The organism is Streptomyces sp. NPDC051662 (genome assembly GCF_040681655.1).
Taxonomy (GTDB): domain Bacteria; phylum Actinomycetota; class Actinomycetes; order Streptomycetales; family Streptomycetaceae; genus Streptomyces.
This window is the reverse complement of sequence record NZ_JBFAZD010000005.1, coordinates 59,503-80,168: the sequence shown is the minus strand read 5'-3', so window position 1 is coordinate 80,168 and position 20,666 is coordinate 59,503. Positions and strand designations below refer to the sequence as shown.

Annotated in this window: 19 protein-coding genes; 8 read left to right on the top strand and 11 right to left on the bottom strand. The window is 71.4% G+C overall.

From position 1 onward, the window contains the following. Positions 1–4 precede the first annotated feature (4 nt). Positions 5–1,219 carry an acyl-CoA dehydrogenase family protein gene (locus AB0M67_RS10305; protein ID WP_365744625.1) on the top strand — a complete coding sequence of 405 codons (1,215 nt, stop codon included), beginning with the start codon at positions 5–7 and terminating at the stop codon, positions 1,217–1,219. A gap of 40 nt (positions 1,220–1,259) precedes the next feature. On the opposite strand, the gene AB0M67_RS10300 is transcribed toward AB0M67_RS10305, so the two are convergent. From AB0M67_RS10300 to AB0M67_RS10285, 4 genes are all read right to left on the bottom strand, one after another. Continuing rightward, the gene (locus tag AB0M67_RS10300) at positions 1,260–2,099 is read right to left on the bottom strand and encodes a LuxR C-terminal-related transcriptional regulator (RefSeq protein WP_365744623.1); all 840 of its coding nucleotides are present in this window, start codon (positions 2,097–2,099) and stop codon (positions 1,260–1,262) included. A 325-nt stretch (positions 2,100–2,424) separates the two neighbouring features. Next, the gene (locus AB0M67_RS10295; protein WP_365744621.1) at positions 2,425–3,078 is read right to left on the bottom strand and encodes a hypothetical protein; all 654 of its coding nucleotides are present in this window, start codon (positions 3,076–3,078) and stop codon (positions 2,425–2,427) included. Positions 3,079–3,260: 182 nt separating this feature from the next. Further along, complete coding sequence (locus AB0M67_RS10290) at positions 3,261–3,854, bottom strand: TetR/AcrR family transcriptional regulator (RefSeq protein ID WP_351419582.1); 594 nt, start codon at positions 3,852–3,854, stop codon at positions 3,261–3,263. Positions 3,855–4,070: 216 nt separating this feature from the next. Beyond that, complete coding sequence (locus AB0M67_RS10285; protein WP_365744619.1) at positions 4,071–4,859, bottom strand: SDR family NAD(P)-dependent oxidoreductase; 789 nt, start codon at positions 4,857–4,859, stop codon at positions 4,071–4,073. A 265-nt stretch (positions 4,860–5,124) separates the two neighbouring features. Here AB0M67_RS10285 and AB0M67_RS10280 point away from each other — a divergent pair, with 265 nt between their 5' ends. Then, a complete protein-coding gene (locus tag AB0M67_RS10280) occupies positions 5,125–6,468 on the top strand; it encodes an exo-beta-N-acetylmuramidase NamZ domain-containing protein (protein WP_365744617.1) in 1,344 nt (447 codons plus the stop codon). 118 nt (positions 6,469–6,586) lie between these two features. Then, positions 6,587–7,906 carry an MFS transporter gene (locus tag AB0M67_RS10275; protein WP_365745153.1) on the top strand — a complete coding sequence of 440 codons (1,320 nt, stop codon included), beginning with the start codon at positions 6,587–6,589 and terminating at the stop codon, positions 7,904–7,906. 65 nt (positions 7,907–7,971) lie between these two features. Here the strand turns inward: AB0M67_RS10275 and AB0M67_RS10270 are convergent, their stop codons facing one another. Next, entirely contained in the window at positions 7,972–9,543 is a 1,572-nt protein-coding gene (locus AB0M67_RS10270; protein ID WP_365744615.1) for a protein kinase, read from the bottom strand. A gap of 122 nt (positions 9,544–9,665) precedes the next feature. Next, positions 9,666–12,512: a penicillin acylase family protein gene (locus AB0M67_RS10265; protein ID WP_365744613.1), complete on the bottom strand. Its 2,847-nt coding sequence runs from the start codon at positions 12,510–12,512 to the stop codon at positions 9,666–9,668. Positions 12,513–12,752: 240 nt separating this feature from the next. Between AB0M67_RS10265 and AB0M67_RS10260 the strand changes: the two genes are divergently transcribed. Next, the gene (locus AB0M67_RS10260; RefSeq protein ID WP_365744611.1) at positions 12,753–13,364 is read left to right on the top strand and encodes a hypothetical protein; all 612 of its coding nucleotides are present in this window, start codon (positions 12,753–12,755) and stop codon (positions 13,362–13,364) included. A gap of 106 nt (positions 13,365–13,470) precedes the next feature. On the opposite strand, the gene soxR is transcribed toward AB0M67_RS10260, so the two are convergent. After that, entirely contained in the window at positions 13,471–13,953 is a 483-nt protein-coding gene (soxR, locus tag AB0M67_RS10255) for a redox-sensitive transcriptional activator SoxR (RefSeq protein ID WP_365744609.1), read from the bottom strand. Positions 13,954–14,101: 148 nt separating this feature from the next. Between soxR and AB0M67_RS10250 the strand changes: the two genes are divergently transcribed. Then, on the top strand, positions 14,102–14,563 hold the full coding sequence (locus tag AB0M67_RS10250; RefSeq protein ID WP_365744607.1) for a MaoC family dehydratase: 462 nt from the start codon (positions 14,102–14,104) through the stop codon (positions 14,561–14,563). A 108-nt stretch (positions 14,564–14,671) separates the two neighbouring features. Here the strand turns inward: AB0M67_RS10250 and AB0M67_RS10245 are convergent, their stop codons facing one another. The 3 genes from AB0M67_RS10245 to AB0M67_RS10235 all read right to left on the bottom strand — a co-directional run bounded on the left by AB0M67_RS10245 (position 14,672) and on the right by AB0M67_RS10235 (position 16,925). Beyond that, positions 14,672–15,298, bottom strand: coding sequence for a TetR/AcrR family transcriptional regulator (locus AB0M67_RS10245; protein WP_365744605.1), 627 nt, complete (start codon positions 15,296–15,298; stop codon positions 14,672–14,674). A 128-nt stretch (positions 15,299–15,426) separates the two neighbouring features. After that, positions 15,427–15,714: a YiaA/YiaB family inner membrane protein gene (locus tag AB0M67_RS10240; RefSeq protein WP_365744604.1), complete on the bottom strand. Its 288-nt coding sequence runs from the start codon at positions 15,712–15,714 to the stop codon at positions 15,427–15,429. Positions 15,715–15,773: 59 nt separating this feature from the next. Further along, positions 15,774–16,925, bottom strand: a complete 1,152-nt coding sequence (locus tag AB0M67_RS10235) for an acyl-CoA dehydrogenase family protein (RefSeq protein ID WP_365744602.1) — start codon at positions 16,923–16,925, stop codon at positions 15,774–15,776. A 76-nt stretch (positions 16,926–17,001) separates the two neighbouring features. On the opposite strand from AB0M67_RS10235, the gene AB0M67_RS10230 reads away from it, so the two are divergent. The 3 genes from AB0M67_RS10230 to AB0M67_RS10220 are packed head-to-tail and all read left to right on the top strand — an operon-like array spanning position 17,002 to position 19,507. Beyond that, positions 17,002–17,703: a TetR/AcrR family transcriptional regulator gene (locus AB0M67_RS10230; RefSeq protein WP_365744600.1), complete on the top strand. Its 702-nt coding sequence runs from the start codon at positions 17,002–17,004 to the stop codon at positions 17,701–17,703. Positions 17,704–17,717: 14 nt separating this feature from the next. After that, positions 17,718–18,488 (top strand): winged helix-turn-helix domain-containing protein, encoded by a 771-nt coding sequence (locus AB0M67_RS10225; protein WP_365744598.1) that lies wholly within the window; start codon positions 17,718–17,720, stop codon positions 18,486–18,488. Between the two features lie 32 nt (positions 18,489–18,520). Then, positions 18,521–19,507, top strand: coding sequence for a DMT family transporter (locus AB0M67_RS10220; RefSeq protein WP_365744596.1), 987 nt, complete (start codon positions 18,521–18,523; stop codon positions 19,505–19,507). A gap of 59 nt (positions 19,508–19,566) precedes the next feature. On the opposite strand, the gene AB0M67_RS10215 is transcribed toward AB0M67_RS10220, so the two are convergent. After that, positions 19,567–20,655, bottom strand: a complete 1,089-nt coding sequence (locus tag AB0M67_RS10215; RefSeq protein ID WP_365744594.1) for a zinc-binding dehydrogenase — start codon at positions 20,653–20,655, stop codon at positions 19,567–19,569. Positions 20,656–20,666: the final 11 nt, after the last annotated feature.

The window sequence follows — 20,666 nt, the reverse complement described above, 5'->3', positions numbered from 1 at the left end:
CCTCATGGACTTCGCATTCGACGCCCGTACCGAAGAGTTGCGGGCGAGGCTGCTCGCCTTCATGGACGCGTACGTCCTGCCGGCCGAGGCGGTCGCGCACGAACAGCGGTCCCTGCTGGCCGATCCCTGGGACACCCCGGCGGTCGTCGAGGACCTCAAGGCCGAGGCGCGCGCCCAGGGTCTGTGGAACCTGTTCCTGCCCGACACCGAGTACGGCGCCGGGCTGACCAATCTCCAGTACGCGCCGCTCGCCGAGATCACCGGACACTCCCCCCAACTCGCCCCCACCGCGCTGAACTGCGCCGCGCCCGACACCGGGAACATGGAACTGCTCGCCCAGTTCGGCACCGCCGAGCAGCGGAAGCAGTGGCTGGAGCCGCTGCTCGCGGGCGAGATCCGGTCGGCGTTCGCCATGACCGAACCCGACGTGGCGTCCTCGGACGCGACGAACATCCAGACGCGGATCCGGCGGGACGGCGACGACTATGTCATCAACGGCCGCAAGTGGTACATCTCCGGGGCGATGAACCCGGACTGCGCGATCTTCATCGTGATGGGCAAGACGGACCCGGACGGCGAGGACATCCGCCGCCAGCAGTCGATGATCCTGGTCCCGCGCGACACCCCGGGGCTCGAAGTCCGGCGCGCCATGCGGGTGTACGGCTACGAGGACCACTACCACGGCGGCCATGCCGAGGTGGTGTTCGACAATGTCCGGGTGCCCGCCTCGTATCTCGTCGGCGAGGAGGGCGGCGGCTTCGCGATCGCGCAGGCCCGGCTCGGTCCCGGCCGGATCCACCACTGCATGCGGCTGATCGGGATGGCCGAGCGGGCGATCGAGCTGATGTGCCGCAGGGCCGTGTCCCGCACGGCGTTCGGAAAGCCGATCGCCCAGCAGGGCGTCGTCCAGAACTGGATCGCGGACGCCCGGGTGACGGTCGAACAGCTGCGGCTGCTCGTCCTCAAGACGGCCTGGTTGATGGATACGGTCGGCAACAAGGGCGCCCACACGGAGATCCAGGCCATCAAGATCGCCACCCCGCGCGCGGTGGTCGGCATCATCGACTCGGCGGTGCAGCTGTATGGCGCGGGCGGGGTCAGCCAGGACTTCCCGCTGGCCGAACTGTGGGCCGCGGCACGGACCTTGCGGCTCGCGGACGGTCCCGACGAGGTGCATCAGCGGTCGCTGGCGCGGCGGGAACTGAAGAAGTACCTCTGAGTGGCCCACCGCGGGGAGCCGGAACCGCGGGACACGGCTCTCAGGAGTCGGGCGACGGCGGTGGGAGCAGGCCGAGAGACTGGGCGCGCATGACCGCGGAGAGCCGGTCGCAGGTGCCCAGTCTGCGATAGATGCCCTCGATGTGCTTGTGGACGGTGCGCGGGGAGATATGCAGGCGCCGGGCGATCGCGGTGGCGGGCATGGCCTGTGCGAGCAGCGTGAGGACAGTGAGCTGACGCGGTGTGAGCCCCGCCTCCGCCGCCCGCTCGTCCGGGTCCGCTACGGAGGCGACACGAGACGGGGCGGGACAGGAAGGGACCGCGCAGGTCGCGGCGGCGCGCCAGCGCGCGAGAGTGCTGTAGTGGGAGTCGATGCTGACCAGCAGCGGCTGGACGCGGCGGGCGTACGCCAGCTCCTCCGCCGTGAAGTCGTCCTGCGGATGGTGCAGGACAAAGCCTCTGGCGACGCCGGCCGGGGCGGGCAGCGGAATCCCGAGCATATGGGCACCGAGAGTCCCCCGGGCCAGACGGTGGCTACGGCTGCGCAGCCAGGAGCGCTCGCCCATGATCTGGCTCGCCGACAGCGGGGTGTGGTCCCGGGCGGAGGTGTAGTGGGCCACGAGGGGGTTGTCCGCGCGGAGTTGGCGACGGGTCAGCGCGTCCAGATAGTCCTGTGAGAGCGCGTGCGCGGACTTCCACGCCACCACCCGGCCGGTCCGCTTCGCGTAGACGGCCTGGGAGAGCGAGACGGCCGACGCGTGCATACCCCGGGCCAGTTCGGCGAGGACCGAGGACCAGGCGGGCTCCGGGTCCGGGTGTTCCAGTACGGCGACAGCCAGACCGAGCATATGGGCGTAGTCACGCCACAGGACAGACCCCATCGAAACCCCCGCGCCCCCGACTGGCCGGTGCTGGCCAGTGATCACCGGAAATGACTTTGCGCACCGAAATCAATACTCTCCGTGTTCATTGTGCCGCACCCCTCGCTCGATGGACAGCCCGACCGAGGGGTGAACCGGCCACCCTCACAGGGGGCTCCCGGGGCCCGCGCACAGCCGCCACCCCGGGAGCCCTGGGCCGAGGGGGGTGCCCGCGATGCAATCGCCACGGCCATGGCGACTCCACCAGCGCCCTCCGGCCCGCCACGCCCTCGGGCCTTCGCTCCGTCCGGCCTTCACGCCACAGGAGCTTCCGGCCCTCGGGCCGTCAACAGGGCACGACGTAGAAGACACCCGTCCAGGTCGCCGTGCCGGTCTGGGGTGCCCTGGAGGTCCAGCGAACGCTGCGGTTGGAGTTCAGGAACTTCGCGGTGGTGCCGCGGGTCTGGTTGTTGTTGAACGTGCCGTCCCCGACCCAGGGCAGGCCGTATGTCCCGCACCGGTAGTAGTCACGTGAGTCGCCGGGCCTGTACAGACAGAGGTGTCCGTACGCACAGGCGGCGGGCGCCCGGCCGCTCGCCGCCGGCCCGGCCAGATCGCGTGCGTACCGCTGGCCGGGAGCGGCGACGACGAGGTCGCCGCCCGGGATCGCGATCCTGTTGGCGGAGACCTGTCTGCTGCCCGGCTCCGCCGCGAGATGTCCGTCGACCCGGCCCTGGAGCGCGTCGGCCTGGGCGGGCGTCAGCCCGGCCCGTCGGGTCTGCGCGGTGAACACCTCACGGGTGCCGTCCTCAGAGGCCTGAGACGCCTGAGACGCCTGAGAGATCTGAGACGCCTGAGAGATCCGAGAGGTCCCCGGAGCCTGCGTGACCTGCGGAGTCTGCGCCCCGGCCGTCGGGGCCGTCATCAGGCCGGCCGCGAGCGTACCGGCGGCGAAGACGCCGACCGTGGCCCTCAGCATGAACGCGCGGATCTTGTTCACTGGTCCCCCTTGAGTCATGTGCGAGTGGTCAGACACACGGGGCGCGTTACGCCCCGTAGGCCGAACAACACTCATAGTGACCAGGGTGCGCGGCGCCCACAATGCGTACAAGTACGTAGGGAGAGCACCCGCGTTCGGTCCGAGGGGGCGCACAGGGCCGCAGGAGCAAGGGGGTTGCGGTCTCAGGGGCGCAGCGCGCGCAGAAGCAGATCCGCGAGATGGTCGGCGACCTGCTGCGGCGCGAGCGGGCCGTCCGGGCGGTACCAGGTCGAGAGATGGTGGACCGAGCCGAAGTGGTAGTCCACCACCAGATCGGCCGGGGTCGCGGTCGAGAAGACCCCGCTCCGCTGGCCCTCCTCGATCAGCGCGCGGAACCGCTCGTGGTAGCGGCGGCGCTCCGCCCGTACCCGCTTGTTCTTCTCCGGGCTCAGATGGTGCATGGAGCGGAAGAAGATCGCGGCGTCGTCCAGGTTGTCGATCGTCGTCACGACGACATCGGCGGCGGCGGCCCGCAGCCGGCGCTCCACCGGTTCGTCCGCGTCCGCGTAGGCGTCGAGACGTTCCTGCTGGAGACGGAGGACACGGGCGTAGACCTCCTGGAGCAGGTCCTCCTTGGAGCCGAAGTAGTGGTAGAGCGCGCCCTTGGTGACGCCCGCCGCCTCGACGATCTCCTGGACCGAGGTGCGGTCGTAGCCGCGCTCGGCGAAGAGCCGGGTGGCGGCGGCCAGCAGTCGCTGGGGAACAGGGGTACCGTCCCCGTCCGTCGTTCTGGCCATCTGCCGTCACCTGCCTTTCGCTCCATGCCGTCCCCGTGGGGTCCCGGGTGCCGTCCCCGTACGGTCGTGCCGTCGTACCGCCCCCGGCCGGGACGCCTGGGGTGACGCCCACGAGGGGGAACGCGGTTCCCGCCCGAGGATCTTCCCACCCGCCGTCCTGGGCGGCTCGGGCAGGATCGCGACCGCGCGGGGTTGCCGTACGCGCGGACCCGCTCGTCATTCCCGCGCACCCTCGCCGCCTTCGACCTCGACGGCCTCCCACCTCTGCTGGACGCGGTTCATCGTGGCGAGCCAGCGGTCGGGGTCACCGGCGCGTGCCTGGTAGAAGCCCGCCACCTCGGGATGCGGCAGTACGAGGAAGCGGTCCTCCGCCATGGCGGTGAACAGCGCGTCGGCCACGGCGGGCGGTTCGATGGCGGTGGGGGTGAGCACCAGCTCGCCGGCGGTGCCGGAGGCGGTGAGCATGTCCGTACGCACGCCCTGCGGGCAGATGGCGTGCACCTTGAGCCCGCGGTGACGGTAGGTGAGCGAGAGCCATTCCGCGTAGGCCAGCGCGCCGTGTTTGGTGACGCTGTACGGGGCCGCGCCGATCATGGTGAGCAGTCCGGCGGCGGAGACGGTGGAGACGAACCTGCCGCTCCCGCGCTCCAGCCAGCCGGGGAGCAGCGCCCTGCTCGCGCGTACGTGCGCCATGACATTGACGTCCCAGGCGGCCGACCAGACGTCCTCGCCGGAGAGCGCGTCACCGGGCGACCCGAGCCCGGCGTTGGCGCAGTAGATGTCGACGGTGCCGCCGAGCGCTTCACGGGCGCCGTCCACGATCAGGGAGGCGTCGCCGGGGACCGCGACGGCGTCGATCTCCGCGGCGACGGCCTTGGCCTTCCCCGCGTCGAGGTCGTTGACCACCACTCGGGCGCCCTCGGCGGCGAATCCGCGGGCCAGCGCGGCGCCGATGCCTCCGCCGGCCCCTGTGACCACAACACCCGCACCGCGCACCGAGCTCATCGGGACCTGCCTTTCCGGCGTTCCGGTTCCTTCTCCTCGCCGACGGCGTCGTCGACCCCGGCAGACTAACCGGTCGGTATGTGGTGCGGGAAGAGGGCCGGACCCTGTCCTGGCGGGGGTGACGGCGGGGATGGCGGCGGGGGTGGCGGCGCGGATGACGGCGGGGTGGCGGCGCGGCGTGCGGTCGGCCTCGTTCCGTACGGCCGAGCGCCACGCTAGCGTGCGTGGCCATGACAGCCGACAACCGATGCGCGGAGGTAGCGGAATGAGCCTGTCCAGACGGGGATTGCTGGCCGCCGGTGGTGCGATGGGTGTCGTGGGTGCGGCGAGCGGGGCGGGTCCCGCGATCGCGAGCCCGACGGCCGGGGGCCCGGCGGTCGCGGGTCCGATGGTCGCGGGCCAGACGGTCGCGGCGCACCCGGGAGGCGGGGCCGGGGCCGCGCACCCCGGCGGCGGCGCACGGGTCCGTACCGGCTTCGACCGGCTGGCCGCCGACGGCTACCGGACGCTCGCCGGGGAGAAGGTCGGCGTGGTCACCAACCCGACCGGGATCACCTCCGACGTCCGCCACATCGTGGATGTCATGCACGCCGACGCGCGGGTGAAGCTGGTCGCCGTCTTCGGCCCGGAACACGGCTTCCGCGGCACGGCGCAGGCCGGCGGCTCCGAGGGCCGTTACGACGACCCGGCCACCGGACTGCCCGTCTACGACACCTATCTGAAGAGCGGCCGGCCTCTCGCGGACATCTTCACCGCGTCCGGGGTCGACACCGTCGTCTTCGACATCCAGGACGCGGGTGCCCGCTTCTACACCTATATCTGGACGTTGTACGACTGCATGGAGGCGGCGGCGCTCGCGGGCAAGCGGTTCGTGGTGCTCGACCGGCCCAATCCGGTGACCGGGCGGGCGGCGCTCGGGCCGGTTCTCCAGCCGGAGTTCGCGACCTTCGTGGGGCGCCGGCCGATCTCGCAGGCGCACGGCATGACCGTCACCGAGCTGGCGCGGCTGTTCAACGGTGAGTTCCTCACGTCGAAGCCGGTGGAGCTGGACGTCGTCACGATGGCGGGCTGGCGGCGCGGCGACTTCTTCGACGCGACGGGCCTGCCGTGGGTGCCGCCGAGCCCCAACATGCCGACGCCCGACACCGCGTTGGTGTACGCGGGGACCTGTCTCTTCGAAGGGACGAATCTGTCGGAGGGACGGGGTACGACCCGGCCGTTCGAGCTGCTGGGCGCGGAGGGCATCGGCCGCGAGTGGGCGGCGGCGGCCAACGCGCTGGAGCTGCCGGGGGTGCGCTTCCGTGAGGCGTACTTCGCGCCGACCTTCTCCAAGTTCCAGGGGCGGACGGTCGGCGGGGTCCAACTCCATGTCCACGACCGGGAGTCGTTCGATCCGGTACGCACCGGCATCGCGCTGCTGGTGACGGCGAAGCGGTCGTGGAGCGGATTCGCCTGGCGCTCCGACAACTGGATCGACAAGCTGACCGGGTCGACGAAGGTCCGGACGCTGATCGACGCGGGCGCGGACACCGACGAGGTGACCGGTGCGTGGCAGAGCGAACTGGCCGCGTTCCGCGCCGTACGGCGGGGATATCTGCTCTACCGGTGATCGTGCGGCCCGTCGGCGAGCACACGGCTGATAACAGTCGGTAGCGGCCTGATATCCGAGCGTGTTCAACAGCCGTCGTTGACCATGTCGTTCACCGGCCGTGAGAGTGCCTGTCGTGATCGACGAAACTCTGTCCCCCACTCCCGCGGCGCCCGCCGCGGACACTCCCGAACGCCGGGAGAGTCCGCGCCGGGTGGCCGTGGCGAGCTTCATCGGCAACACCATCGAGCTCTACGACTTCTTCATCTACGGCATGGCGGCGGCGCTCGTCCTCGACGACGTCTTCTTCCCCAACCTCTCCCCCCTCAACGCCACGCTCGCGTCCTTCTCCACGTACGCGGTGGCCTTTCTGGCTCGCCCGATCGGCTCAATCGTCTTCGGCCATTTCGGTGACCGCGTCGGCCGTAAATCCGTTCTGGTCATCTCGCTGCTGCTGATGGGTGTGTCCACGGCGCTGGTGGGGCTGCTGCCCGGCTACGCCACCCTGGGCAGTTGGGCGCCCCTGCTGCTCGTCATGCTCCGCTTCCTCCAGGGCATCGGGATCGGCGGCGAGTGGGGCGGCGCGGTGCTCCTGGCGGTGGAGCACGCACCGCGCGGGCGGCGCGGGCTGTACGCGGCGTTCCCCCAACTCGGCCCGCCCGTCGGCTTCTCCGCCGCCACCGGCGTCTTCTGGCTGGTGTCCGCGTCGCTCGACGAGGCGGCCTTCGCCAGTTGGGGCTGGCGCATTCCGTTCCTGCTGTCCTTCCTGCTGGTCGCCGTCGGACTGGTCGTACGGCTGAAGATCAGCGAGACCCCGGTGTTCGCGCGGTCCGTGGCGGAACGGGCCGCGAGCAGGGCGCCTCTGCTGGAGCTCCTGCGACGCCACACCCGTGAACTGCTGCTCGGCGCGGGCGCGATGGCCGTCGTCTACGCGCTCTTCTACACGTCGATGACCTACGGCCTGTCGTACACCACGACCACCCTGGGTGTGCCGCGCAATACGATGCTGGCGCTCTCCCTGGTCGCGTGCCTCTTCCTCGCGGCCGGCATCTGGTTCTCCGCCACCCGCTCCGACACGGACGGCCGGCGGAGACTGGTCCTGTGGGGGTGCGGACTGGCCGCGGTCTGGAGCCTGTTGCTGTTCCCGCTGCTCGACACCGGGCGACCGGTGCTGATGGCGCTTGCCCTCGGTGGGGCGCTGTTCTGTCTGGGGGTGACGTCCGGTCCGATGGGTGCCTACTTGCCGGAGCTCTTCCCGGCGCGCGTGCGCTACTCGGGCGCGTCGCTCGCGTACAACCTGGGCGGTGTCCTGGGCGGCGCGGTCTCCCCCCTGGTGGTGCCGCGCCTCCAGGCCGGCTTCGGCTCGACGTCGGTGGGTTGGTACGTCTGCGGGATGGCCGTGGTCTCCCTGCTGTGCGTACGGGCGCTGCCGGAGACACGGGAACGCGAACTGGGCTGACGCGTGAGGCCCGTCCCCGTTCGGTCCGTGTTCGCTCCGTGTTCGGTCCGTGAGGAAACAGCCCCTCAGCGGGCGCCGAGCGCGCCGGCCAGGAACCGCGCCTGGGCCTCGGTGAGTTTCGTCGCGATCGTGACCGTGGGGCTCGTCAGCCGGTCCAGGACGACGGGGTTGGCCAGCAGCCGAGTGCCGGTGACGACGGCGATCTCGTTGCGCGGTTCCGGCCGTCCTGCGACCTGCCCCGTCAGCAGGGTGAAGCGCGCCGCGTCCTCGCTGTTGAAGGTGATCTCGACGACCCAGCCCTGCCCCGACTCCCGGTCCTCGAACGCGCGGACACCGTCCAGTTTCCGTACGGTCAGCCCGCCCGCGCGGGAGACCGTGGCACAGGCGCCGCGGTCGTCCGCCGTATAGGAGAGCGACGGATCGGGGGCGGGCCGGGCGGCGGAGTCGGTGCCGCACACTCCGGTCGTCTTCTGCTCCACGGCGTAGAACCCGACCGGTTCGTCGGGCGCGACGATCGTCGGTCCGGCGCTCTCCCACGGCCGTAACACCAGGAGGACCGCGAGCGCCACGGACCCGACGGCCGTCGCGGCGGCCCACAGCCGGGTCCGCGCAAGCCGGCGCGGTGGTGGGCCCGGCGGCGCGGGCGGCAGCACCGAGGTACGGGGCGGTGCGGCCACCGGGCCGGTCGCGGCGTCCGGGTCGGCGCGCCGCCGCGCCTCCTCCACCTCCCGGGAGCGGCGTTCGCGGTATCGCTCGATCTCGGTGATCCAGGCCGGGTCGAGCCAGTCGGCGCCGCCCCGGGCCTCCGGCCGGCGCCGCAGATGTCCGGCGCACATCTCCAGGATCCGGGCGGGTGTCGGCCGGTCCGCCGGGTCCAGCGCCAGGCAGGGCAGCACCAGGGTTTCGAGTTCGGGTGCCAGCCCGGACACGTCCACGTCGCCCATCGCCGCCCGTATCAACTGCTCCAGGGCGGGACCCGCGCCGCCGTCCCGGTACGGCGCCCTGCCGACCGCCAGATGGAAGAGGGTCGCACCCAGCGAGAAGACGTCCGAGGCCGGGGTGGTGGGCTCGCCCTTCGCCTGCTCGGGAGCGGCGAAAGCGACCGTACCCAGCACGGCCTGGGTCCGGGTGACGTCGCCGGCCTGGGAGATCCCGAAGTCGATCACTCGCGGGCCCTCGATGGGCAGGAGGACGTTCGACGGTTTCACATCGCGGTGCACCAGGCCGGCCGTGTGCATGCTGACAAGTGCCTCCGCGATACCGGCCGCGACCCAGTACAGGGCGTCCGGCCTCAACGTCCCGCAGCCGGCCACCAGATCCCGCAGCGAGGGCGCCGCGATGTACTCCGTCGCCATCCAGGGCATGGGCGCCGTGGCGTCCGCGTCCACGACGCTCGCCGTGTACACCCCCCGTACCCGCTGCGCGAGCGCCACCTCACGGGCGAAGCGGCGCCGGTCGGCCTCGGGGACCACACCGCTCGCGTCGTCCGCCAGCAGTGTCTTCACGGCCACGGTCCTGCCGCCCGGGGAGCGGGCCAGGTAGACACGGCCCATCCCTCCGCTGGCCAGCTCCGCCAGTACCGTGAACGGTCCGAAACGGCGGCCCTGCCGGGGTGTTTCGCGCACCCGGTCACTCATGTCGTCGCCCACCCCGCCGCCCCCAGCCGCTGCGCCAACGGCCGTCACTGTAACGGTGATCGGCCGCGGCGTCCCCCGCTTCGTACCCGGGGGACGCCGCGCGAGCTCCCGGCCGCGGGCCGCTAACGGTGGCTCGGGAACTCCACCACCTGCTGGTACGTCGGCCTGTTCTGCCAGTTGACCTTCGGGTGGTTGATGCCGCCCAGCGCCCGGTGGATGATCGTGTCCGTGCACCACTGGTCGCCGGCCGCGCAGCTGTCGTCACCCGGGTAGACGGCACTGGCGGGCGCCGCCGCCGCTGCCTTCAGGGTGGTGAGGAGCGCGTCACGGCAGGCGCTCAGGGAGCCGCTCCCGCAGTACGTGTCCGGTGTCGGGGCCTGGACCGGTTCGCCCAGGACCTGACGGAGGTCCTTGTCGACATATCCCCACCAGCCGTACTGGAACGCGGACCCGCTGTGCGCGCCCGTCGGGCCATGGCTGGAGGCCGGGGACTCATCGGTCGGGAGGGAGGCGGTGAGCGCCTGGAAGAGGCCGTCACCGAGGCCCGGCCTGAACGCGGCCTCCACCAGCCCCGGCCACCACGCGTCCATGATCCGTACGGCGTCGGAGTGCCCGTACGTATGTGAGCCCTGCGCCGTCTCCTTGCGCGGGGAGCCCGCCGCGCGCCAGGACTCCAGCTGCTGTACGGCGGTACTGAGCTGCGGATCCGTGACGGGCGCCGAGCGCAGCACCTTCAGCAGCTCCGGCAGCACCTGCTCACCGCGCAGATCGGTCACGGCCGCCTCGGCCATCGCCCTGGTGAGGGAGGCACGGGTGACGCCACCGTCCGCGACCAGTTTCTTGACGCGGTCGTCCAGCAGATCGCCCCGGTGCACCGCGCCGTAGCCGAAGCCCGCCGCGTCGTACTCCTTCGCCTGCCGGTTGTTCCAGGAGATGTAGTAGTCCTGCCCGACCGATCGCGGATGCTCGGCGAAGGGCGTGTATGTGGCGGTGTTGTGCACCGGGTCGAAGCCCTGCCATTCGTATGCCTGCTCGGCCTTGACGGGCAGCGCCGGATCGACGCCCGCCGCGCGCACCGGGTTCGAGCCGCTGTTGAAGAAGGCGGCCGTGCGCGAGTCCGCGTAGAACCAGTTGAAGGCGTAGCCGATACGGTGCGCCGCCTGCTGGAAGGAGGCCGCGTCCTTGGTGTGGGCGGGGTCGTTGAGCATCTGGAAGCCGATGATCGAGTCGGCCTCGTGCCGGTAGGTGGTCCGCAGTGAGGTGTATGCGACGGGCTTGTCGCCGATGGTCGCGCGATGGGTGACCATGCCGTACTTGGTACGCCAGACCTGGAGCCGGTAGGAGCCCGCGGCGGTGGAGTCGGCGACCGTCGGCTTCCAGGAGTTGCTGCGCTCCATCTTCTCCATCGGGGTGCAGACGGAGCGGTAGAGGTAGTGCGTGGAGGCCTTGGTGGCGGGCGCGCCGTTCGGTTCGCACAGCTCGATGGCGTACGTGTCGGTGATGTCCTGGCCCGCCGAGGTCGCGCTCCAGGCGTAGTCCTGGCCGCGGCCCATCTGGACGTACATGCCGACTCCGGCGAAGGAGACGCCGCGGGCGCTGATGCCGGGGCCCTGGAGTTCCTGGAGCATCATGAGCTGTGGCGCGAAGTAGCCGGTCTGCGGGCCGAAGACGGCGACGGGGTTGCCGCTCGCGGTGTGCTGTCCCGAGACGAGCAGCGCGTTGGACATCCCGCGCTTGGCGGAGAGCGATCCCGGCGGGACGACGCCGTCGTCGAAGAGGCCCTGGAGCGGCTTGAGTTTCTCCGGGGCGGTGACCGGGGCCTTGGCGTTCGTACCGGCCGAGCCGGTCCTGTCGTACACCAGCTGTTCGGCCTGGACCGAGCCGGCGTCGGGCATGGCCGTGCCGCGCGGCTGGGCGGGCTTGCGCGCGTACGGGAAGCGGGTGCCGTCGTGGACGGTGAGCACGGCCTCCGGATCGTCGCGCTGGCGGAACGACTCCCAGACCTCGGTGCCCTTGACGACGCCGTACTTCTGCTGGGCGGCGAGGAGCGAGAGCGCCGCCTGTACCTCGCCGCCGCCCCCGCCGCCGAACTGGCCGCCGACGACGGACGCTATGGAGATCAGGTCGGTGAGCTTGAAGGGCTGGATCTCGCCGACGTTGGTGATGGAGTCGATCTTGCCGGTGAGTACGTACTCGCCGGGGAAGTAGCGGCCGTCCTTGGACTTCTGGCGGTAGGCGTTGATGCCGTCGACATACGCCTGCGCGTCCGCCATGGCCAGCTCGCCACGCTCGCCCTCGGTGGTCCTGATCCGCTCGATCTGGGCCTCGTACTCCGCTTCCGTGTACGGGGCCGAGGGCCAGAACTGCTGCTCAAGGCCCTGGTTGGCGAGCGCGCCGCCCGCGAAGGAGGTCAGCTCACCACGGCCGATATGGCGGAAGAGGTCCATCATCCACAGCCGGTCCTGCGCCGCCGCGTAGCCGGCGCCGAACTCGGTGCCGTAGCGGGTGGTGCCCTTGATGTGCGGGACGCCGGTCTTCTTGTCGCGGGTGATCGTGACATCGGCGCGCGGGGAGGTGACCGACTCGACCTGGTCCGCGGGTACCCCGAAGGAGGAGTCGTTGAAGAAGTCGGAGAGCTTCGCGTCGGTGAGTCCGCCATGACCGGCCACCAGCGCGTCGTACCGGGCGAGTTGGTCGGAGGCATGGGCGGGGAACGTGCCGAACAGACGGTTGCCGAGGATGTCGGCGAGGGTGGCGTTGCCGTTCTGGCCGGGCGGCAGGATATCGGCGCACTGGCCCTGGCAGTGATCGGTGACGGGGTCGGCCGCCGCGCCGCGGGCATCCGCCGCGGGGGCGGGGTCCCGTACGGGTGCGGCGGCAGCCTGTGGCAGCGGGGTCAGCAGAGCCGCGCCCAGCGCGAACACCACCGCGGCGGTGGCGCTGGCGAGTCTTCCGGTGCGTCGTCGCATGGGTGCTCCTCGGGGAGGCCGGTGCCCGGAGGTTACCGGCGGTATGACCGATCAGTAAGATGAACATCAGTCACCTTTTCCGAACCGTCACATGCCGGTTCCTGTGAATCGCCATCGAATTCAGCTCGATAACAACCGGAATGTCGGAATCCATGGGTGCCATCTGTTTTTTGATGGAGCCGAATGGGGCAGGCGTACGTCCATTCCTCAACGCCGATGAAGCGACGGAGGTGGCATGCGATGGCCGGATTCCGGAGTCTTGCGAGACAGGTGCGCGACCCGCGATGCGATCTGGCCTTGCGACGGTACTCACTGCGCAAGTGCTTGGAGCGATTTGCCCCTTATGGGCACCGGGCGACCTGGGATCATCTGTGCGCGAGGCACAGTATCGAGCCCGAGGACAGGGCGCCCGATCCGGTGCGGCTGATGGCCGCGCTGGACGAGTTGGAGGAGGCGCGGGCCGTCTGGCTCGCGTACGAGAGGGAGTTCGCGGAACGGCGCAGGCGCGAGAAGTACGACGGGCTGCGGCGCCCCAAGAGCTTCGACGACTGGCACCGGCGGACCTGGGGCGGTAACGGCGTCGCCCGGTGCGACGACCCGGCCGTCCATCCGGCCGAGTCACTGGCCGAGGTGCTGCGCCGGCTGATCTCCGGACTGGAGACGGGCCCGGGGGCGACCTGCCCGGTCTGCGCGGACCATGACATCGTCTGGCGTCCTGACCTGGCGGGCGAACCCTGGTCGGGACCTGTCTGTATGGGCTGCGGCATCGTCGTACCACTGCCCGTCCTCACGTCCGAGGCGCTGAAACGGGCGAAGCGGGTGCGGTTCAAGGATCTGGCGTCGGTGGCCTGAGGTCTGCGGGGGCGGACCCCGGGTACGGCGCGCCCCCGCGGAATCGGTGACCGGTTCGGTCCTGTGGCACGGCCGGCACGGCACGGGTGATGGCCGTGCGTGGTCGTCAGGAGCAGTCGGGGCTCTTCGGAGTCCGGCGCTCCGGGAGCAGGCGCGAGCCCGTCATGCGCTCACCGAAGATGTCGTCCGGGTTGGACAGCACACAGGTTTCCAGCGACAGACAGCCGCAGCCGATGCAGTCGGTCAAGTGATCACGGAGCCGCCCGAGTTGTGTGATGCGCTCGTCCAGCTCCGCGCGCCAGGCCTCCGAGAGCCGCGCCCAGTCGTCCCGGTTGGGGGTGCGCTCCTCGGGGAGTTCGGCCAGGGCGTCCCTGATCGTCGCGAGCGGGATACCGACGCGCTGGGCGGCACGGACGAAGGCGACGCGGCGCAGTGCGTCGCGCCCGTAGCGGCGCTGGTTGCCGCTTGTCCTGCGGCTGCTGATGAGCCCCTTGGACTCGTAGAAGTGCAGGGCGGACACGGCGGCACCGCTGCGCGCCGCCAGCTGGCCGACGGTGAGTTCGTGGATCTTCTCGGGAATCTGAGGCACCCCTCAAACCCTAGGCGGTGCACCCTGTGTCCGCGTTGACAGGAGCGCGCCCGCCCAACATGCTGAGCAAGCGCTTAGACGGATGCGCCGGACGCGCTCCGGACGCGCTGGACGGGCTTCATGGGCTTGAGAGGCAGGGAGCAGGGACATGGCCGAGCCGAGGATCTTCACCTCCGCCGAGGAGCTGCGCGCCGGGGTCGGCGAGCAGTTGGGGCACAGCGAGTGGCTGGAGGTCGACCAGAAGCGGATCGACCTCTTCGCCGAGGCCACCGGTGATCACCAGTGGATCCATGTGGACCCGGAGCGGGCCGCGGCGGGGCCGTTCGGGACGACGATCGCGCACGGCTATCTGACGCTGTCGCTGCTGCCCGCGTTCGTGCCGCAGATCCTGCGGGTCGAGAACGTGACGATGGGCATCAACTACGGGACCAACAAGGTCCGTTTCCCCTCCCCCGTGCCGGTCGGCTCGCGACTGCGCGCGTCGGCCGTCCTGACGGAGGTCACGGAGGCGGGCGGCGGGGTGCAGATCACCACGCTCGTGACGGTCGAGCGCGAGGGCGGTGAGAAGCCGGCCTGTGTGGCGGAGTCGGTCTCCCGGTACTACTTCTGACGGCTCCGCGTCCGCCCGGTCTGTCTCCGCCCGGTCCGTCTTCGCGCGTTCCACTCCGCGCGTCCAGCTTCCACGCGTTCCACTCCGCGCGTCCAGCTCCCGCGCGTTCTACTTCTGCGCGGCGACCATGCGCAGGACGAGGTCGGCGTAGAGCGCGCCGACCTCGTCGGGGGTCCTGGCCCCCGCCGCGTTGAACCAGCGCGCCACATCGATACAGAGCGACAGCACCGCGAGCGTGGTGCCCGGTACATCGGGAACGTCGAACTCCCCCTCCCGCACCCCGTCGACGAGGATGCGCCGCACCGCCGCCGTGCTGCGCCGCCGCAGTTCGACGATCTCGGCGCGGTGCTCGGGACCGAGCGCGTCCAGCTCGTACTGCACGACCCGTGCCGTGGTGTGCCCCTCGGCGTGCCAGCGTACGAAGGAGTGGACGGCCTCGGCGAGCCGCTGCGCCGCCGTGCCCTCGCCGTCGGCCGCGGCCGTCAGCAGCGCCAGGGCCTTGTCGTGGCCGATCCGGCTGATCCGGTGGAGCAGCTCTTCCTTGGTCTTGTAGTGGATGTAGAGCGCCGCCGGACTCATCCCGGCGCGCCCGGCGATATCGCGGGTGGTGGTGGCGTGGTATCCACGCTCGGCGAACGCCTCGACCGCGGCGACCAGCAGTTTTCTGGCCGCCTCCGGGGTGACCTCACCCCACGGCGCGTTCTCGCCGTCCGCTGTCCGCTCCGCCGCGCGCATCGCTCACCTCTTCCCGTTCCATCCGGCTCACCCGTCCCGCCCGGCCCACCGGGCGGGACGAACACCATACCCCGAGGGTGAGCAAGCGCTTAGAGCGACGCAGGGCCTCCCTCGCGGGGGCCGGCGGATCAGAGTTTCTGGAACGGGTCGTGCTCCGCGAGGATCTTCTCAAGTCTGGCCTGGTCGACCCGGCTGACGATCTGCCCGGCCTCCTGCCGGTCCCTGACCACCTTGGCCAGGGTGAACGCCGAGGTCGTCAGATACAGGACGGCGATACCGAGAAAGCCGCGCACCCACGCGCTGGCTTCGAGCTTGATGATGCCGACGGTCACGGCCGCCAGCGCCAGGCCGAAGGAGAGGACGGCCTGACCGTAGAAGGCCGCGGTGTTCTGCTGCTTGACGGAAGTCTCAGTCATACCGGTCAGCATCGAGGGCCCCGGCGCCCGCCACATCCGTACCCGTACTCAGCCGCTACTCAGAAGGCCGACACACCCGTCAGCGCCCGGCCGATGATCAGTTTCTGGATCTGGCTGGTGCCCTCGTAGAGCGTCATCACCCGGGCGTCGCGCAGGAGTTTGCCGACCGGGTACTCGTCGATATAGCCGTATCCGCCGAAGACCTGGAGCGCGTTGTTGGCGGCGCGTACGGCGGCCTCGGAGGCGAAGAGCTTGGCCTTGGAGGCGGCGGTGGCGAACTCCTCGCCCCGGTCGATCAGATCGGCGACCCGCCAGGTCAGCAGCCGGGCCGCGTCCACATCGACCGCGATGTCGCTGATCAGCTCCTGGACCAGCTGATAGTGGGCGATGGACCTGCCGAACTGCTCGCGCTCCCCCGCGTACCCGACCGCCGCTTCGAGCGCCGCCCGCGCGATCCCGACGCAGCCGGCGGCGACGGACATCCGGCCCTTGGCCAGCGCGGACATGGCGAGGGAGAACCCCTTGCCCTCGGGGCCGAGCAGCGCGGTGGCCGGGACCCGGACGTCGTCCAGGGTCAGTTCGGCGGTGGCCTGGCCGCGCAGTCCGAGCTTGCCGTGCAGCTCGCGCCGGGTGAGGCCGGGGCTGTCGGCCGGTACGAGGAAGGCGGAGACGCCCCGGTGCCCCGGGGCGTCGTTGCTGCGCGCGAACAGCAGGACCACATCGGCCCAGGTGCCGTTGGTGATGAACATCTTGGAGCCGTTGATCACCCAGTCGCCGCCGTCCCGGGCGGCCCGGGTCGCGAGCGCGCCGGCGTCCGAGCCGGTGCCCGACTCGGTGAGCCCGAAGCAGCCGAGGGTACGGCCGGAGGTGAGCCCCGGCAGCCACGCGCGCTTCTGCTCCTCGTCGCCCCAGGCCGCGATGGACTTGGCGACAAGGCCGAGCGATACGGAGACGATGCCGCGCACCGACGAGTCGCCCCGGCCCAGCTCCTCCGTGACCAGGCAGTACGCGAAGTGGTCACCGCCCGAGCCGCCGTACTCCTCGGGGACGGTGAGCCCGAGGAAGCCCAGCGCGCCGAGTTTGGCGACGATCCCCCGGTCGACGCTCTCGCGCCGGTCCCAGTCGGCGGCGTACGGGGCGATGTCACGGTCGACGAAGTCCCCGGCGAGCGTGCGTACCGCCTCGTGCTCCTCGCTCAGCTCCAGATTCACCTGCGCACCCCACGGTCGACGAGCACTGTTAATTAGCACTGCTAGTTTCTGGTTGGCAGGCCCTACTATGTGCGCCATGGCCAGACCGCGCAAGCCTTTGCTCAGCAGAGAACGCATCGTCGAGGCGGCGGGCGCGCTCGTGGACGCCGAGGGCCTGGAAGCGGTCTCCACCCGGCGGCTCGCCGCCGAGCTCGGGGTGAGCGGGCCCTCCCTCTACAACCACTTCCGCACCAAGGACGAGATCCTCGAAGCCGTCGCCGACGCGGTCAGCGCGCAGGTCGATCTGTCGATGTTCGAGGAGAGCGACGGCCGCGACTGGCGCACCGCGCTGCACGACTGGGCCGTCTCCTACCGCGCGGCGCTCGCCGACCACCCGCATCTCGTCCCGGTCCTCGCCGTCGGACCCGGCCGCCGGCCGGCCGGGCTCCGGGTCGCCGACGCCGTCTTCGGCGCCATGGTCCGGGCCGGCTGGCCGCCCGCGCAGGCCACCCATATCGGCGCGCTGATGCGGTACTTCATCACCGGCTCCGCGCTCGGCTCGTTCGCGCGCGGCTTCGTCGACGACGCGACGGCGTACGACCCGGCCGACTATCCGCACCTCGGCCAGGCCCATCTGCTCGCCGAGCGGCAGCGGCAGGTGGACGAGGGAGCCTTCGAGACGGGGCTGCGGGCGCTGCTCGACGGCCTGGCGATCCAGCACGAGCGGTACGCGTCGGCGACGGATACCGGACCGGCTCCCGCGAGCGCCACGCTTCGGTCCACGCCGAACCGTCCCTGACGCATCCTGGAGACATGGCACGCACAGAGAGCTCAAGCCACTCCAGCCATACCGGGTACCCCGCCCTCGCCGGGCGGTCAGGACCGTCCGGCCGGTCGGGCCCCCGGCTCGCCGCCCTGGCGTCACTGCTCGCGGACGACACCCGCGCCGTCTTCTGTCTCGCCCTGCTGGACGGCCGCGCGTGGACGGCGGGCGAACTGGCGCGGTACGCCCGCGTCGCCCCGTCGACCGCCAGTGAGCATCTGGGAAAGCTGGTGGCGGGCGGACTGCTCACGGAGGAGCGGCAGGGCCGGCACCGCTACGTACGGTTCGCCGACCCGCGCGCCGCCCAGTTGGTGGAGGATCTGGCCGCGCACACCACGCCCCCGCGGGAGCGGCCCCACACACTGCGCGCGGCCGGGGCGAACAGCGCCATGGCCCGGGGGCGCACCTGCTACGACCATCTCGCCGGGCGCCTCGGACTGGCGATCACGGACGCGCTGACCGTACGTGGACTGCTCCGCCAGGACACCGGTTTCGCCCTCACCGACCGGGGCGTCGCCTGGTTCGGGGAGCAGGGCATCGGCCTTGAGCGCACCGGTCGGCGACCGCTCGTACGGTCGTGTCTCGACTGGACCGAGCGCAAGCCGCATCTGGCCGGGGTGGCGGGCGCGGCGCTGTGCCGCCATGCCCTGGACTCCGGATGGTGCGTACGGATCGGCTCCGAGCGTGCGGTGAGGGTGACCGAGGACGGGGAGCGGGAGCTGTACGAGAGGCTGGGGATCGAGCCCGCGATACTGCGGTGAGCGCCGACACGTTGTCCGCGTACCTTCACCGTATGACGCACTCGACGATCTCCGCCCGCCCCGCCCCTCCGACCTGGCTGCCCGTGGCCGCGGCGGGTGTCACGGTCGTGCTCTGGGCCTCGGCCTTCGTCTCCATCCGCAGCGCCGGCACCGCCTACTCGCCGGGGGCGCTGGCCCTCGGCCGGCTGCTCGCGGGCGCGCTCGTCCTCGGCGCGGTCTGGCTCGTACGGCGTGAGGGCCTCCCGCCGCGCGCCGCCTGGCCCGGGATCGCGGTGTCGGGTCTGCTCTGGTTCGGTGTCTACATGGTGGTGCTCAACTGGGGTGAGCAGGAGGTCGACGCGGGCACGGCCGCGATGGTCGTGAACATGGGCCCGATCCTCATCGCCCTGCTCGGCGCCCGGCTGCTGGGCGAGACGCTTCCGCCCCGGCTGGTGGCGGGCATGGCGGTGTCGTTCGCGGGCGCGGTGGTGGTGGGGCTGTCGATGTCAGGCGAGGGCCATGCCTCGGTACTGGGGGTGCTGCTGTGTCTGCTGGCGGCGGTGGCCTACGCGGGCGGGGTGGTGGCGCAGAAGCCCGCGCTGGCGAAGGCGAGCGCGCTCCAGGTGACCACCTTCGGCTGTCTGGTCGGCGCGGTCGCCTGTCTGCCGTTCGCCGGACAACTGCTCCACGAGGCCGCCGACGCCCCGCTGCCGGCCACGCTCAACATGGTCTATCTGGGCGTGTTCCCGACCGCGCTGGCGTTCACGACCTGGGCCTACGCGCTGGCCCGTACGACGGCGGGCCGGATGGGCGCGACGACATACGCGGTCCCGGCGCTGGTCGTTCTGATGGCCTGGCTGCTCCTGGACGAGATACCGGGCCTGTTCACGCTGGCGGGCGGCGCCCTGTGTCTGGCGGGGGTGGCGGTGTCCCGCTCGCGTCCGCGCCGCGGCGCCGTGGTCGCGCGGCACGACGGCGGTACGGCCGGTACGGCCGCCGGGGACAGCACGGCGGCGGACGCGGCGGCCCGGCTGGACTGAGCGTCGCCCGGCTGGACTGAGCGTCTGTCGACAGGAGCCCCAGGGCGTGTCCAGCGTGTCTACGCGTCCTCGAAGACCACCAGGGCCCGGCCTCCCCGGCCCGCGAGCATGTTCTCGAACGCCGCGGGGATGCCGTCCAGCGCGATCCGTTCGGTGACCAGCGCGCTCAGATCGAACCGGCCCGCGCGGATGTGCTCCGCGAGCACCGGCAGGTCCTTCGACGGGTCGCTGTTGCCGTAGACGCAGCCGGAGAGCGTACGGCCCCAGTGGAACAGCTCCAGCGCGTTGAAGGTGACGCGCTGGTCCTTGCCGCCGATGCCGACGACCGTCGTACGGCCGCCGCGCCGGGTGGAGTCCCAGGCCGTACGGATGGTCGTGGCGCGGCCGACACACTCGACGGCCACATCGGCGCCCCGGCCGCCGGTGAGCCCGCGGATCTCCTTGGCCGTGGTGTCGGAGGCGACGACATACGCGGTGGCTCCGGCCGCGCGGGCCAGCGCCTCCTTCTCCGGGGAGACATCGACGGCGATGACCGGGCCCGCACCGGCGATCCGGGCGGACTGGAGAACGGCGAGACCGACCCCGCCGACACCGAAGACCACCACGGACTCGCCCTCGCGGACCCGCGCCGCGTGGTGGACCGCGCCGTATCCGGTGAGGACGGCGCAGCCCAGGAGGGCGGCGTCGGTGAGCGGTACCCCGGCCGGGAGCGGCAGGACGCAGTTGGCGGCGACGACCGTCTCCTCCGCGAACGCCCCGACGTTCAGGCCGGGGTGGAGCTCCGTGCCGTCGGCGGTGCGGGCATGGATGCCCGCGGCGCCCGCGAGCGCGCTGTCGCAGAGCCAGACCTCACCGCCCAGACAGGCCGGGCAGGTCCCGCAGGACGGGGCCCAGTTGAGAACGACACCGTCGCCCGGCGCCACATGCGTGACACCCTCACCGACGGAGACGACCGTTCCGGCGCCCTCGTGGCCCAGGACCGCGGGGAGCGGAATCCGCATCGTGCCGTTGGACAGGGACAGATCGGAGTGACAGACACCGGCGGCGGCGAGCCGGACCCGTACCCGGCCGGGACCAGGTTCGGGGAGTTCGATCCCGGCGATCTCCAGCGGGGCTCCGACGGCGGACAGGATGGCGGCGCGGACCACGAGGGTTCTCT